The organism is Gilliamella sp. X-46 (assembly GCF_057063525.1).
This window is the reverse complement of record NZ_JBXSQH010000001.1, coordinates 90,462-106,419: the sequence shown is the minus strand read 5'-3', so window position 1 is coordinate 106,419 and position 15,958 is coordinate 90,462. Positions and strand designations below refer to the sequence as shown.

General features: G+C 32.8%; 11 protein-coding genes. 6 read left to right on the top strand and 5 right to left on the bottom strand.

Annotated elements, in window-relative coordinates:
* Nucleotides 1-14: 14 nt before the first annotated feature.
* The gene (rlmC, locus tag ACYIAJ_RS00470; RefSeq protein ID WP_483558268.1) at nt 15-1,163 is read right to left on the bottom strand and encodes a 23S rRNA (uracil(747)-C(5))-methyltransferase RlmC; all 1,149 of its coding nucleotides are present in this window, start codon (nt 1,161-1,163) and stop codon (nt 15-17) included.
* Nucleotides 1,164-1,379: 216 nt separating this feature from the next.
* On the opposite strand from rlmC, the gene map reads away from it, so the two are divergent.
* On the top strand, nt 1,380-2,168 hold the full coding sequence (gene map, locus ACYIAJ_RS00465) for a type I methionyl aminopeptidase (RefSeq protein WP_483558270.1): 789 nt from the start codon (nt 1,380-1,382) through the stop codon (nt 2,166-2,168).
* 251 nt (nt 2,169-2,419) lie between these two features.
* On the opposite strand, the gene ACYIAJ_RS00460 is transcribed toward map, so the two are convergent.
* On the bottom strand, nt 2,420-3,289 hold the full coding sequence (locus ACYIAJ_RS00460) for a co-chaperone YbbN (protein ID WP_483558272.1): 870 nt from the start codon (nt 3,287-3,289) through the stop codon (nt 2,420-2,422).
* A gap of 33 nt (nt 3,290-3,322) precedes the next feature.
* Nucleotides 3,323-4,114, bottom strand: coding sequence for an SDR family oxidoreductase (locus ACYIAJ_RS00455; RefSeq protein WP_483558274.1), 792 nt, complete (start codon nt 4,112-4,114; stop codon nt 3,323-3,325).
* 77 nt (nt 4,115-4,191) lie between these two features.
* Here ACYIAJ_RS00455 and mtnN point away from each other — a divergent pair, with 77 nt between their 5' ends.
* Nucleotides 4,192-4,884 (top strand): 5'-methylthioadenosine/S-adenosylhomocysteine nucleosidase, encoded by a 693-nt coding sequence (gene mtnN, locus ACYIAJ_RS00450; protein WP_174797809.1) that lies wholly within the window; start codon nt 4,192-4,194, stop codon nt 4,882-4,884.
* Nucleotides 4,881-5,507, top strand: a complete 627-nt coding sequence (locus ACYIAJ_RS00445) for a TRIC cation channel family protein (protein WP_483558276.1) — start codon at nt 4,881-4,883, stop codon at nt 5,505-5,507. Before mtnN ends, ACYIAJ_RS00445 begins: the two co-directional genes overlap by 4 nt.
* A 32-nt stretch (nt 5,508-5,539) precedes the next feature.
* Here ACYIAJ_RS00445 and rnd read toward each other — a convergent pair whose 3' ends face one another.
* Together rnd and ACYIAJ_RS00435 are read right to left on the bottom strand one after the other, a co-directional pair.
* Complete coding sequence (rnd, locus tag ACYIAJ_RS00440; protein WP_483558277.1) at nt 5,540-6,622, bottom strand: ribonuclease D; 1,083 nt, start codon at nt 6,620-6,622, stop codon at nt 5,540-5,542.
* A gap of 24 nt (nt 6,623-6,646) precedes the next feature.
* On the bottom strand, nt 6,647-7,801 hold the full coding sequence (locus ACYIAJ_RS00435) for a metallophosphoesterase (protein WP_483558279.1): 1,155 nt from the start codon (nt 7,799-7,801) through the stop codon (nt 6,647-6,649).
* A 33-nt stretch (nt 7,802-7,834) separates the two neighbouring features.
* Between ACYIAJ_RS00435 and cmoA the strand changes: the two genes are divergently transcribed.
* The 3 genes from cmoA (at nt 7,835) to ACYIAJ_RS00420 (ending at nt 15,902) form a co-directional block, all read left to right on the top strand.
* Nucleotides 7,835-8,605, top strand: coding sequence for a carboxy-S-adenosyl-L-methionine synthase CmoA (cmoA, locus tag ACYIAJ_RS00430; protein ID WP_483558280.1), 771 nt, complete (start codon nt 7,835-7,837; stop codon nt 8,603-8,605).
* Nucleotides 8,606-8,641: 36 nt separating this feature from the next.
* Nucleotides 8,642-9,610, top strand: coding sequence for a tRNA 5-methoxyuridine(34)/uridine 5-oxyacetic acid(34) synthase CmoB (gene cmoB / locus ACYIAJ_RS00425; protein ID WP_483558282.1), 969 nt, complete (start codon nt 8,642-8,644; stop codon nt 9,608-9,610).
* 256 nt (nt 9,611-9,866) lie between these two features.
* Nucleotides 9,867-15,902: an alpha-2-macroglobulin family protein gene (locus ACYIAJ_RS00420; protein ID WP_483558284.1), complete on the top strand. Its 6,036-nt coding sequence runs from the start codon at nt 9,867-9,869 to the stop codon at nt 15,900-15,902.
* Nucleotides 15,903-15,958 lie beyond the last annotated feature (56 nt).

The window sequence follows — 15,958 nt, the reverse complement described above, 5'->3', positions numbered from 1 at the left end:
GTTTGATAATTAAATTATCTATCTTTTCTTTGTAATAAAACCAAGACTTCCATATGTGAAGTATGGGGAAACATATCAAACAGTTGCACTTTCATGATTTGATAGTTGGATAACAACATCAAATCTTCGACTAACGAGGTTAAGTTGCAACTTGAATATAAAATATAGCTTGGTTGTACATTTTCTAAATACTGCATAAGCACTTTACCAACCCCTCGTCTTGGTGGATTAAGCAGCACTAGATCTGGAATGTATTGTTCAGCAATAGCGTATTGGGTAGCATCAAGTGATTTAAACGTTAACCGCTTAAAACCTAACTTGTTAGCTGATTTTGTTGCACATTCAATCGCATCTGGACTAATTTCAATTCCTGTCAGCTGGATTTGATTTTCAATAGCAAGACTAACACAACTTAAGCCAAAACCACCTACACCACAAAACAAATCCCAAATTGAGTGAATAGATAAATTTGTGACCCAGTCACTTGCAGTTTTATAAAGATTGCTGGCAACAACACTGTTTGTTTGAAAAAAACTTTTAGGCTTAATGAAAAGAGGAACTCCATTTAATATTATTGGTAAAAATGAGGTGTCGGTTAAAACTAACTCTTCTTTCCCTTCTAAAATAGCTGCATGATTAGGTTGGATATTTATTGAAATTACCTTTAAATTTTGTATTTTATCTTGTAATTGTTTAAAAGAATTATTTATTTTTTCGACAAATTTGTGCGATTTTAAAACAAATCGCAGCATAAAAAAGCTTGTATTATTCTCTTTACTTTCAGTAACTATAACAAATTTCAACTCTCCTTTTCGCTTATTAATATTATAAGGTACAAGTCCCTGTTTACGGATGAAAGTTCGAACAAGTTTTAGGATGTTTTGCATACTATTTGAGTAAAGAGGACAATCACATAAATCGACCATCTCATTATCGGTTTGTATCCCTAAAATAGGTCTTTCAACAGTACCTAACACCGCCATTTTTGCTTTATTACGGAAAGCGAATTCATTACTAGCAAAAGGTTCTAAAACGTCATTAGGTTTAAATTGAGTTAATTGTTGTAACAGATTATTTTGTTTTTCTGCTAGTTGTGCATGATAGGGTTTATCCATCCACTGACAAGATAAACATTTTTTCTGCTGATAAAAACGACATTGCATTGCGATAAAACCCTTTTTTATAATAAGTTATTATATATAAAACCGTATTAAAATAAGTATAATTTTTTATTTTATACTAAAACATATACTTTCCTGAAACTTTTTTACAAAATTTTATAAGAATATAAGCAAAATGCATAATTAATCATCCGGTATGATTTGACGAAATAACGGGGTATGATAGGATATTGTCATTAATATTACAGGAAAAATTTAATGTCTATAAAGTTAAAAACCCCCGCCGAAATTGAAAAAATGCGAATAGCTGGAAAACTTGCAGCTGAAGTATTAGAAATGATTGAACCTTATGTTAAACCGGGCATTAGTACTGGTGAACTAGACAAAATTTGTTATGAACATATTGTTAATGTTCAAAAAGCTATTCCAGCTAATATTGGCTATAGTGGCTATCAACACACTAGTTGCATTTCAATTAATGATGTGGTTTGCCATGGTATTCCAAGTTTTGACAAAAAGCTAAAAGATGGTGATATTTTAAATATTGATGTAACAGTTATCAAAGATGGTTATCATGGTGATACTTCTAGAATGTACATTGCTGGCAAGCCAACTATCGCAGGTGAAAAATTATGCCAAGTTACACAAGAAAGCCTTTACGAGGCGATTAAAATTATCAAACCCGGTATACGTTTAAAGGAAATTGGTAAAACGATTCAAAAATATGTCGATAAATTTGGTTTTTCTTCAGTTCGGGAATATTGTGGCCATGGTATTGGTGAAGTCTATCATGACGAACCTCAAGTTTTACATTATGACGCTGATGACGGCGGTGTAATTTTAAAACCAGGCATGACTTTTACTATTGAACCTATGATAAATACAGGCGATTGGCGTACCCGTACCATGAAAGATGGCTGGACAGTCAAAACCAAAGATCATGGGCTTTCGGCTCAGTATGAACACACTATCTTGGTTACTGAAAATGGTGTTGAAGTCTTAACATTACGTAGTAATGAAGATTTTCCTCGCATTATTGAACACTAAATAAAAAGATTCAACAATAGTTTATTGTTGAATCTTTTCACTTATAAATTTCTATCTATAATTTTTATATTCGAATTTTTTTGTGCTAATTTTTTATTTAGTTCATCGATTTTACTTCTATGTATATCTTTTTTTAGAGAACGAACATAAGAAGCACATAGAATAGCAAACCTACTGTTTACACTTAGCAAAAATAATAAACCTATAAGTAAATGCTTAAAAATTCGTTCCAGTTTAAATTTCATAAAATCTTAATATAATAAAGTATACAATTTACGTCGATAACTACTAGCTAACGGGTTACTTGTTCCTAATGCTGCTAGTAAATCAAGTAATGTTTTCTTCACTTGTCCATCACCAACATTAAGATCTTTTGTCAGCGGTTTAAATAACAACTCTAATGCTTCCTCATGACGCCCTACATGCATTAATTGAGAAGACAATTGAATCATTAATTCAACGTTATCAGGGTGTTGAGCAAATTCTGCTTGTAATTGCTGTAATTCAGGAGAATTAGCGGCTTGTTCAAGTAGTTCTATTTCGGCTTGTAATCCATGATAACTTGAATCTTGATCTTGTAGAGGAATAGTTGCAAGCACTTCTTTTGCTTCATTTAGCTGTTTAAGTTCAATTTGTGATTTTATTAGCATTAATGCAATATCTGTTCTTGGTTTACCCAAATGATCAGTAAGTGATTTCCAAGTTTGCCGTAACAGTGGTAATGCTTCTTCATATTTGGCTTCATGAAATAAATTTTGTGCTTCAATTAATTTAAGCTCATCTTCATTTGGTAACACTTTTTCTAAAAAATTTTTGATGGTTTCTTCAGATTGAGGTCCTTGAAAACCATCTACAGGTTGACCATTTTGAAATAAATAAACCGTTGGGATAGCCCGTAAACCAAATTGAGCAGCTAACATTTGTTGTTCATCACAATTAATACTGGCTAAAATAAATTGCCCATGATGTTCATTAGCCAATTTAGTTAATGTTTGAGTCATTACCTCATAATTTGGACTTCTAGCTGACCAAAAATAAAATAACACTGGGGATGTCGATGATCTTTCAATCACATCTTGAATATTTTGCTCACTAACATCAAAAATAAATTGATTTTGCATATTATGTCCTAGGGTATAATGATTTATTATTTATTATTTATTCTTTAAAATTTTATCCATTAATCTATCAGGAAGCAAACGTTTAGCAATAGCTGCTATTTTTGTTATTTTTGTTACCCTGTAACGTATTTTGGGTTTGCCGTGTTCAAGGGCATGGAATAAGTAAGGCAAAACAGCCTCGGGTGGTAAAGTAAATCGTTGAGCTATAGGTGGATTTTTTACCATATTCTTTTGCTCTGTTTGATTTACATTGTTTGAAAAATATGTCTTTAATGGACCAGGTTCAATTAAACAAACCTTGATATTGGTTTGTGCTAATTCCAACCTTAACACATCAGACCAAGCTTCTAAGGCATATTTGCTGGCTGAATAAGCCCCTCTCCCCGGGGTTGCAACAATACCAACAATGGAACTTGTTTGAATAATGCGCCCTTCATTTTGTTCTAGCATGGCTGGAAGCAGTAATTGCGTCAACTGATGGACACCAAAAAAATTGGTGGAAAATTGAGATTCTAACTGATCCCGACTGATCGTGCTTAATCGCCCATAAACACCGTAACCTGCATTGTTAAATAACGCATATAATTTGCCTTCAGACAAAACGAGAACTTCTTGAGCGGCTTGCTTGACTGAGTCTGGATTGTCAAGATCAAGAAGCACAGTTTCAAATCCTTGCTCGATAAGTTTTTGTTGGTCCAATGATTTGCGACACGAAGCAATAACACGATAGCCACGTTTTTTTAAAGCAATGGCCGAGATTAGCCCTATTCCACTTGAGCAGCCTGTAATAAATATTGTTCGCAATTTCAGCTCCGATTGATTCATATATTGTCAAATTTATTTTCTCAAACTATGATAGCACATCTAATTTGAAGTTACCCAAACTAAGCCAAGAGGATCGCATGAAAATTGCTATTATTGCTGCAATGGAAGAAGAAGTAGCCATATTAAAAAGTAAAATCACTCATTATCACGTTGAGCGTTATTTAGGTTGTGATTTTCATTTAGGTCAAATTGCTGGTTGTGAAATCGTACTGCTTCAATCTGGTATTGGTAAAGTAGCTGCATCATCAGGTACTACCTTATTATTAAATAATTATAAAGTAGATGCTGTTATCAACACTGGTTCGGCTGGTGGGTTATCGTCCGACCTTAATATTGGTGATATTATTGTTTCAAAGGATGTTTTTTACCACGATGTTGATTTGACTGCTTTTGGTTACAAGCCAGGTCAAATGTCAGGTTGTCCTGTAGCATTTGATGCTGATCAAAAATACCAATCATTAGCAAAAATCTGTATCAAAAAGCACGGAGTTAATGCGATTGAAGGTTCGATTGGTAGTGGAGATGCTTTCATAAATGGTAAAAGCAATTTAGCAAGAATAAAACAAACTTTCCCAAATGCTATTGCTGTTGAAATGGAAGCCGCAGCTATTGGTCATGTTTGCTGGTTATTTAAAGTACCATTTGTGGTTGTTCGCGCTATCTCGGATAATGGAGATAATGAATCTGCAGTTGATTTTCAATCCTTTTTAAAATTAGCTGCAACACAATCATCACTCATTGTTGAATCAATGCTAAGTGAGCTTGCGTGAGTTATCTTTTTTGGTTTGACATATTAGGTACCATTGTATTTGCTATTTCTGGTGTACTACTAGCAGCTAAAAAAGAAATGGATCCAATCGGGGCCTTAGTGTTAGCGGTCATCACCGCTATTGGTGGTGGTACAATCCGCGATATTGTTTTAAATCATGGTCCGATCTTTTGGATCACTGATTCCACTGATCTGTATATTGCTATCATAACCTCGTTAGTCACCATGCTCTTATTACGTTACTCATCATCAATTACAGTCCCTAAATGGTTATTTTCTGTATTAGATGCAATTGGCCTTGCTGTATTTGTGGGTATTGGCGTGAACAAAGCGATTTATTCTGACGTAAACAGCTTAGTGGCGGTTTGTATGGGCGTGATGACAGGAGTAGGTGGTGGTATTATTCGAGATGTACTTGCTCGAGATATTCCAATGGTATTTAAAACCGACATCTATGCCACTGCTTGCGTCATCGGCGGAACAATCCATGTTATCGCTTATAATGCATTTAAACTACCTTTAGAATATTCAACATTCATTGGTATTTTGGTTACACTGGTTATTCGATTATTAGCTATTTATCGTAACCTGACTTTACCTATTGTTGGATTAAAAAATCATTAAATGCACAAACTACGCCTACACTTAACCAATAATCAAAGACAATACTGCTCAAATAAAGGTTTACGCCAACCTATTAATAATTCTGGTACCTTTCCCTTTTTATCGATTTTCCACTTTATGTATTGATTAATTAATCGACGTGAAAGCAATAAATCCTCACTAAGACCTGTTTGTGAAGAAATAGTCAGTGCTGCTTGTTTTAACTCACTAGTAATTTTTTTATAATCTGGATAGCTATTAACTCGGCGAATTGGTTGAATTTCGGGTATGGGAGTAGATAAAAGATCCAAAATTATTTGACCATACAAGCGAATTTCTTTCCCTTTCATACCTAACTTATCAAGTTCTCCTAATGATGTCGGTGAAAAGCGTGCAATTTTCAATAATACTTCTTCATGTACTACAAAATTTATAGCAATATCTTGTTCTTTTGCTAATCTATATCGCCAGCTCGCTAATTTATACAATTGTCCTAAATTTTTCCCTTTCAATTGCCAACTATTTTTAATATTTAGATAAGCATCATTTGGATCCATTAATTCCGATTTACGGACAACCGCCATTTGGCACTCTTGATAAGCTGCTTGTAAATAATGATTAGTACTTAACTGTGATTTTAAAATATTAATTAATGGGAAAAGATATAACACATCATTAATAGCATATTTACACTGTTTTTCAGTTAATGGACGTTTTAGCCAATCTGTTCGGGTTTCACTCTTATCAAGTTCGACCTCTAAATATTTTTTTACTAAACTAGCATACCCACTACTTAATGGATTATCTAGAAAAGAAGCTAATATTTGGCTATCGACAATCGGTGTTGGAACACAGCCAAAATGATAAGAAAAGACCTCAATATCTTCACTACACGAATGAAAATATTTTTCAATAGTTGGATTATTTAATATAGCCAAAAAAGCCTGCCAATCAGTAATATTAATTGGATCAATTAATGCTGCATGTTCACCATTAAATACCTGCAGTAAACCCAAATGAGGGTAAAAGGTTCGAGTTCTAACAAATTCAGTATCTAAAGCCAAAGCCGAGCTATTTTCGATTTTTGAACAATAATCAGCTAACTGATCATTACTAATAATAAGTTGATAAGACAAAATCAAATTCCTGTTCAAATATATTTATTCATTGTGTGTATTTTTATCAAAAACGATATCCATTACCACGATTTCGGAACGAGTCATTAAGCGAATTGGTGGTCCCCAAAATCCATATCCACTACTCACAATGCTGCTAAAATGATGATCTTCGTTTCTATATAATCCATAAGTATTTTTATATATTAATTTTTCAATAATATTAATAGGAAATATTTGCCCAGCATGAGTGTGCCCAGAAATCATCAAATCAACTCCCAATTTTTCTGGCTCATTAAGGTCTTTTGGTTGATGATCTAATAAAATAATTGGTGAATCAGTATTAGTAAACATAATAAGATCTGACAGTGAAGCCCTATTTACATCATAATGAAATGAAGAAAAATCATCTCGGCCCACTAATGTAATCCCTATATCATCAAAATAAATGATATCATCCTTTAATACTTTCATACCTGCTTGCCTAAAAGCATTAGCAATATCTTCTTCTCGGTTATTTTCTTGGTTAGTAGCTAAGTATTCATGATTACCAAAAATAATATAAGTACCATATTTTGATCTTAATTGTTGAAATTGCTTATCAAAACCATTTTGTGTAAAAGGTTTTAAACGTTTATCTAATGTATCCCCCGTAATCACAATAAAATCAGCATTAAGCTTATTCACTTCATCGACCATTTGTTGAATAAATCGATGTGTCGTTAGTTCATTAAGATGAATATCAGAAAGTTGAACAATACGTAAACGTTCAACATTTGCGGGCTTATCTATTTTAACTTGGTAATTAACGATCTTTGGATTAATTGCCATTTCATGACCAAAACAAAACAATACTACGGAGACAATAATATAAACAATTTTAAGCCATAAATTGGGTTTAACCTTTTTTTTACTAAGCCAACGTACAGTGTCAAAAGTAAGCGAAGTAAAAACGCAGCAGATCATCAAACCAGTAATAACATTACAGCATAATGGCAACCAATAAGTTGATATATTATTAAATATTTTAGAAAATATTAGCGATAATCCGGCTATAAAAACAACGATCCAATAAATAAATCGATGACAGCCAATGAAATTAAAATCAAACCAAAATAGCCATCGTTTTCCTAGATAGAAAGTTATTAAAACACTAACAACAATCGCTATAAAAATAGTAATAAAATCGACAAAACTCATAATTATCCGAGCAATTGAATATAAAAAAATGATATGATAACAGAATTAATTTCTATAGTACCAATTAGTTTTATGGATACCAAAAAAGACCAGCTATTCTCGACACCAATAGATAAATTAGGCGATTGGACATTTGATGAAAAAGTCGCTGAAGTTTTTCCTGATATGGTGCAGCGTTCCGTACCTGGTTATTCTAATATCATCTCAATGATCGGCATGTTAGCAGAAAGATTTGTACAGCCTAATTCAACGATTTATGATTTAGGCTGTTCCTTAGGTGCTGCCACATTATCTATTCGTCGTCATGTTAATCACGAAAACTGCCATATTGTTGCAGTAGATAATTCCCAGCCCATGGTTGATCGCTGTAAAAGGCACCTTGAATCATATAAAGCAAATACACCAGTGGATGTAATTTGTGATGATATTTGTAACCTCAATATGCAAAACGCGTCAATGGTAGTACTTAATTTTACTTTACAGTTTTTGACGCCAGCAAATCGCCAACGTATTTTAAATAACATTTACAGCGCATTAAATCCTAATGGTATTTTAGTGCTGTCTGAAAAATTTAGTTTTAGTGATTCAACTATCGACGAATTGTTATTTAATATGCACCATGATTTTAAACGTGCTAACGGCTACAGTGAACTTGAAATCAGCCAAAAACGTAACATGTTAGAAAACGTCATGCTAACAGATACAATCAAAACCCATAAACAGCGACTATCTGAAGCTGGTTTTAAACATATTGATACATGGTTTCAATGCTTTAATTTTGGCTCTATCATTGCCATAAAATAACTGATTGATTTAAGCTTAATTGATAAGGAAAACAGAATGATTGATTTTGGTGATTTTTACCAGATTATCGCAAAAAATAAACTAAGTCGCTGGCTAGAAGTCTTACCAGCACAACTGGCAAACTGGCAAAACCAAAATATTGATAACCGTTTTAATCAATGGCTCAATAGTATTAAACACTTACCAGCTATCCCCCCTTATCAAATTGATTTACTGCATAGTGTAACTGTCAATAGTGAAAAACCTATCTCGATTGGTGAACAGCAACGAATTACTCAACTACTGAAAAACATGATGCCATGGCGTAAAGGCCCTTTTCACTTATATGGTATTGATGTTGATACAGAATGGCGTTCAGATTGGAAGTGGGAACGCTTAATTAATCATATTGATAATTTAGAAGGTAAAATTGTTTTAGATGTGGGTTGTAATAGTGGTTACCATTTATGGCGCATGATTGGCGCTGGAGCAAAACTTGCTGTTGGAATCGATCCTATGGCACTTTATCTATGCCAATTTGAAGCTATTCGCAAATTATTGGGTAACGATCAAAGAGCGCATTTATTACCACTTGGTATTGAGCAGTTACCCAAACTTGGTGCTTTTGATACAGTCTTCTCAATGGGCGTTTTATATCATCGTAGGTCGCCACTTGATCATTTATTTCAATTAAAAGATCAACTCGTTGAAAATGGTCAATTAGTACTCGAAACATTAGTCATTGATGGTGCTGAACATACAGCACTCATGCCGGGTGAACGCTATGCTCAAATGCGGAATGTTTATTTTATTCCATCTGTTCCAACGATGATTAGTTGGTTAGAAAAATGTGGATTTTCTGATGCAAAACTAGTTGATATATCACTCACCAGTTTGGATGAACAACGTAAAACAGAATGGATGACATCTGATTCTCTTGCGGACTTTTTAGATCCGACCGATTCAACAAAAACCATTGAAGGCTACCCAGCTCCAATGCGAGCGGTTTTTATTGCTAAAAAATAAAGTAAATTGATAATTATAAATGCCTATTTTTTCAACTGGTTATCCGATCCCTTTAAATATCTACATTTTATATTTGTAAGTGGCATTATTATGTAAAGTGTTATATTATAAAAAATTAGTATTTTTAAAATAATATTCACTATTAAAAATAAACGATAAAAAAGCTTGTCGAAATTTTGAAAAGTGTGCGTATTGAAATACAAAACATAATAAAAAAATTGATTTTTAAATTTTATATAAGGAATAGGAATAAATAATGGGATTACTGAAATTAATCTTGCAACTACCTTTCTATATTTTGCAAAAGGCTTGGGAAATAATCAGTTATTTTTTGCTTTTTTTACTAATTTTAGCAAAAGGATTTTTTTGGTTATTTAGTCCAATTATCGGTGATATAAAATGGTCAACACCAGATTGGCTACCTAATGCAAAAAGATTTTACTATGCAGTAGGTTCTACATTAAAAAAAATAAAAACTTTAATTGGTGCAAGTATTATTTTGGGATTTATTGCTTACTTTTCTGGTAATTACGCCTATCATTGGTATTTAAATCGTCCAAAACCGATTGAACCAGCACCTGTAGTAATAAATACCTATTCAGCTGAATTAACCCCACCAAGTACAAGTGACGGTATAATATATATCCAATTCATCGGTGCTAAACGCCCACCAATTCCCCTAGAATCAATCAATAAAGATGAAATAACAGAAGGTATTACCATTTCACCAAACATTGAGGGGAAATGGACATGGTCAAATGATTCAATAATAAGATTCATACCAAAAGAGAGAAAGTGGCCACTTGGTATTAAATATACAGTCGTATTGGATAAGTCAAAATTATTGGCTGAAAATAGCGAACTAGAAAAAAATAGTGAAATCTTATCCTTTATTTCTCCTGATTTCGAATATAATTTCAAAAATCGAGGTGAGCTTTATTCCAATCCTACAGAAACTAATGTTAGGAATGTCATAAATACAATCAAATTTAGTCATCCTGTTGATAAACAAAGTTTTGAAAAAAATATTGTTTTATCACTTTATGAAAAAGACAAGAAATATGACAGTTTTTACGGAAAAAACTATGATAAATTTTTAAACCATGTCGATTTTACTATAACCTATGGTGATAATGACAAAATTGCATATATAAAGAGTGCACCTATTCCCTTACTTGATAACGAAGGTTATTTAAAAATAAGAATTAACAAGGGGGTTAAGTCAGCTTTAGGTGGTAGCCCAATAAATTACGATATAACTAATAATGTAACTGTACCGGATAAATATCATTTAAGCGTTACAAAAACAGAGCTTACATTGGTCGAAAAAAGCAACGAAAAAATACAGCAGGTATTAGTATTATCATTAAGTCATGCTGTAAGATCTGAAGATGTATCAAAAGCAATCAAAGTTTGGCAATTACCTGAAAATAAAAATGGTTCGTATAGTGAAAAAGATAGCAATAGCACTTCTGGTAGATACGAAATAAAATATAATGTAACTCCAGAAATACTCGAAAAATCGACTCCAATATCAATGAAACCAATTGATACTGAACTTACTTATCAGAATCAAATTAGCTTTGAATTCAAAACCGAACAAAACTCAAAATTATATATTGAGGTTAATCAACCTTTATCTTCTCAAGATGGGTATTTTTTAAAACAAGATTATCAGACGATATTGACAGTTCCTAGTTACCCAACTTATCTTGATTTTGCTGCATCAGGTTCTTTACTATCCTTATCAGGCGAAAAAAAATTACCAATCGTTTCACGTAATTTAGAACAAATGAAGTTAGAAATGGATCGCGTTATTCCTTCACAATTGCAACATCTAGTAGCGTTTAATCAAAGCTATGAATTTAAAGATATGGATTTTGGTGAACTTGATAATGATCATTTTGTTGAAAAATACAGTATAACTAAAGATTTTACAGGAGCTCCAGAGGAAGTAAAATACACCAATGTCGATTTAACTCGTTACTTAACAGCCGATACAAACGGTAATAAAAATCGAGGGGTCTTTTTATTAAGACTTTATGGGAAAAAAACGAAAGATACTCAATATGAGTTCATGGCTTCTCGTTTTATTGTTGTGACTGATTTAGGAATTATAGCTAAAAAATCGCTTGATCAATCAAATGATCTATTTATTCAATCGATAAGCTCAGGTGAACCGATTAGTAATGCTAAAGTTTCAGTATTGGGAATGAATGGAATCACTATTACTTCACAAAAAACTGATAGTAACGGTCATGTCCACTTTTCACCATTATCTGAATATTATCAAGGTATTAAACCACTTTTATATGTTGTTGAAAAAGGACGTGATTTATCATTTTTACCAATCAAAAGTTATGAAAGAAATTTAAATTTATCTCGTTTTGATATAGGTGGTATCCGTGAAACCATAGAAGGTGGAGAATTACGTTCACATATTTTTTCAGATAGAGGTATTTATCGTCCAGGTGATACATTCCACATTGGCACCATAGTTCGAGCTCAAAATTGGGAAAATTCCTTGGAAGGGATCACTGTAGAAGCAGAAATTTATGATCCAAAATCCAATTTAGTACTAAAACAACCAATTGTGCTAGATAAATCAGGATTTAATGAGCTTAGCTATAAAACCAATTATGAGTCCCCTACTGGTGATTGGTATATTAATTTATATTTAAAAAATGATGATGAAGAGTCTCGGGTACTGTTAGGTTCTAGTTCGATTGTGGTTCGTGAATTTGAGCCCGATAAAACAACCGTATCGCTTAAATTATTACCAGAGATAAAAGATGGGTGGTTAAAACCTGAAGATATTCAGGCTGAAATCAAAGCCAAAAACTTATTTGGTACAGATGCTGCTAATCGACGAGTAACAAATACATTGATTCTTGAACCTTCAACCCCTTATTTTAAAAAATATGAGGACTACTATTTTTATCAAAACATTTCAGGGGGAAGAAATAGTTTTAAAGTTGAATTAGATGACGAAACAACAGATGAAAATGGTGTAGTAAAAATCGATCTTAATGACAATATGCAAAGCTTTGAAGGCAACTATACATTAAGAATGTTAACAGACGTTTTTGAACCGGATAGCGGTCGAAGTGTTGCTGCAACAGCAAGCACCTTTGTATCACCAAATGATTATTTGGTTGGTGCAAAAGCTGATGGTACTTTAAGATACATTAATAAAGATTCGGTTCGTCATATTGATTTTATAGCTATTAATCCTGCCCTAGAAAAAATAGAGTTATCTGATCTAAAACTTGTTATAATGGAAGAAAAATATCTTTCAGTATTAGTCAAACAGCCTTCGGGGGTTTATAAATACGAATCACGCCGTAAAGAATCAGTACTATTAGAACAGCCATTTAAGATTAGTTCTGAAAAAACAACATACGAATTAGATAGCAAAAATCCAGGTAATTATATTATCCAAATTAGAAATAAAAACGATGAGTTACTTTACCAAAGTAAATACTCTATTGTAGGTACAGCTAATATTACTCGTGATTTAGATCGTAATGCAGAATTAACATTAAAGATTAAAGATGCACAATATAATCCAGGTGACGAAATCGAAGTTTCAATCACTGCACCGTATGTAGGTAGTGGTATTATTACCATTGAACGCGACAAAGTGTATGCTTGGAAATGGTTCCATACAGACACAACAAGCTCAGTACAAAAAATAACACTTCCTAAAGACATTAGCGGCAATGGTTATATTAATGTCCAATTTATTCGTGATCCAAATTCAGATGAAATTTTTATGAGTCCACTTAGTTACGGTGTTATACCATTCAAAATTTCAAATGAGCAATTTAATGATAAAATTGTATTACAAGCACCATCACTAATAAAACCTGGAGATACACTGCCAATTACTTTACATACAAATACACCACAAAAAGCGGTTGTATTTGCGGTAGACGAAGGAATTTTACAGGTCTCAAATTATAAACTTAAAGATCCATTAAATAACTTCTTACGCAAAAAAGCACTATCAGTAAGAACTTCGCAAATTTTAGATCTTATATTGCCAGAATTTCGTCATTTATTGACAGCATCCGCTCCTGGTGGTGATGGTGATAATGATGATGTCTTATCAAATCATTTAAATCCATTTAAACGCAAAGTAGACGAACCTGTATCCTATTGGTCAGGTATTATTGATGTAGATGGCGATAAAACTTTTGAATATAAAGTGCCTGATTATTTTAATGGCAAAATTCGTATCATGGCTGTATCGGTTGGTGATAAAACAATGGGACATACTCAAATGTCAACAACTGTACATAATGATATTGTTTTACAAACTAATGCTCCATATTTTGCTGCACCAGATGATGAGTTTGAAGTGTCACTAAATGTAACTAACCTGATTGAAAATATTGGAGATAAAGTCGTTCCGATCAATATTAAGGTTTCAACATCCCCTAACCTATCAATTATTGGCGACAGTAACAAAGCTATTGAATTAGCTAATGGCAAAACTGGAGTTTTAAAATTTAATTTTAAGGCAACCGACAAACTTGGTAATAGCGATCTTCACTTTTCAGCCAACTATAATGATATTACAATCACACGTGATGTTAGCCTTTCAATAAGGCCATTAACTGAATACAGATTAATCACAAAAATGGGAAGAATGGAAGATCATAAACAAACGTTTACTGATTTTAGAAACATGTATAGTAACTTAAGTAAACGAGAAGCTACCGCATCTTATTCACCATTTATACTAAGTAAAGGCCTAAGTACCTATTTACAAGACTACCCACACTATTGTTCTGAACAGATTGTAAGCCGAGCAATTCCTGTTTTAATAGCGAGTAAATATCGTGATTTTGATCTGGCTTCGAAAGAAGGGATAGCACCATTATCAGAACTATTCCAAGTGTTGCAATCTCGTCAAAATAGTGAGGGTGCAATTGGTTTATGGTACTCAACTTACAATGTTAATCCTTTTATTACATTATATGCAGTAAACTTTATGCTTGAAGCAAAAGAAATGGGCTATAAAGTACCTAAAAAAATGCTTGATAATGCTAATAAATATCTGCAAACAATTGCTGTATCTAGAGATAATAGTACTTATGGTTTAAGAGTCCGTGCTTATGCTATCTATTTATTAACAAGGCAAAATAAAGTAACAACAAGCTATTTAGCCTCTACCATGAGCGATCTTAATCGAAAAGAAGATTCATGGAAAAAAGATATAACGGCAATGTATTTAGCTTCATCTTATAAAATGTTAAAAATGGATAAAGAGGCAAATAAATTAATCAAACCTGTTTGGCAACAATTAGAAGCTGCATATGATCGTGCTTGGTGGCTAAACAACTATTATGATCCACTAGTCGTTAATGCAGGAAAAATCTATTTAATCGGCAAACATTTTCCTGAAAAAGTAAAAGATATTCCTGCGCAAGCATTAGAAAATATGGTTATCATGCTGAATGAACAAAAATATACTACTCAATCATCAGCAATGACAATATTGGCTTTAAGTAGTTATTCGCAGAGCATTGAACAATCAAATTTATCTAAAGATACCCTTCAAATTAATGCAATATCAAAAGATGGAGAAAAACAAAGAATTATTGCAAGTTTAAATGGAATTTTGACTAAAGGTAGGTTTAATGTTCAAGATACGCAATTAAACATAACTAATAAATCAAGCTTACCTGTTTGGTATATGTTTTCTGAACAAGGTTATGACAAAGATATCCCTAAAGAGCCAATTAAAGAGGGGCTTGAAGTATATCGTGAATTTACTGATCTTGATGGCAAACCTGTTGAACAAGTCAAACTTGGCGATAAAATTAACGTAACAGTTAGAATCCGAGCACTAGCAGATGAAGGTGCAACTAATATTGCCATTGTTGATTTACTACCAGGTGGTTTTGAAGTAGTACAACAACCAATAGATTCTCAGGAAGAAGATTCTGACGAATATATTCAAGATAATGAAGAATACGATGACTATGAAGAAGATGATTATGATGAAGATGATTATGATGAAAATTATGGTTGGGTTTCACCAATTGGTATAAAAACAGGAAAACATACTTGGTATCCTGAATATACAGATGTACGTGAAGATCGTGTTATTATTTATGGTTCAACTTATAATAATAAAATACAAGAATTCACCTATCAGATCAAAGCAACCAATATAGGAACTTACAGTATTCCTCCTGCATTTGGAGAAGCAATGTATAATCGTGAGATTCAAGCTGTATCAAAAGGTGGACAAAAGATAAGCATCATCCCACAACAATAGTTATTTACAACTAGCCATTCACTAAAACGGGCTTATGCCCGTTTTTCAATAAAATA

What these genes read in the sequence shown, in the direction of transcription:
- ACYIAJ_RS00420 (WP_483558284.1), top strand. Translation starts at nt 9,867, where the DNA reads ATGGGATTACTGAAATTAATCTTGCAACTACCTTTCTATATTTTGCAA.
- ACYIAJ_RS00460 (WP_483558272.1), bottom strand. Translation starts at nt 3,289, where the DNA reads ATGCAAAATCAATTTATTTTTGATGTTAGTGAGCAAAATATTCAAGAT.
- cmoA (WP_483558280.1), top strand. Translation starts at nt 7,835, where the DNA reads ATGATAACAGAATTAATTTCTATAGTACCAATTAGTTTTATGGATACC.
- map (WP_483558270.1), top strand. Translation starts at nt 1,380, where the DNA reads ATGTCTATAAAGTTAAAAACCCCCGCCGAAATTGAAAAAATGCGAATA.
- rlmC (WP_483558268.1), bottom strand. Translation starts at nt 1,163, where the DNA reads ATGCAATGTCGTTTTTATCAGCAGAAAAAATGTTTATCTTGTCAGTGG.
- cmoB (WP_483558282.1), top strand. Translation starts at nt 8,642, where the DNA reads ATGATTGATTTTGGTGATTTTTACCAGATTATCGCAAAAAATAAACTA.
- ACYIAJ_RS00435 (WP_483558279.1), bottom strand. Translation starts at nt 7,801, where the DNA reads ATGAGTTTTGTCGATTTTATTACTATTTTTATAGCGATTGTTGTTAGT.
- mtnN (WP_174797809.1), top strand. Translation starts at nt 4,192, where the DNA reads ATGAAAATTGCTATTATTGCTGCAATGGAAGAAGAAGTAGCCATATTA.
- ACYIAJ_RS00455 (WP_483558274.1), bottom strand. Translation starts at nt 4,114, where the DNA reads ATGAATCAATCGGAGCTGAAATTGCGAACAATATTTATTACAGGCTGC.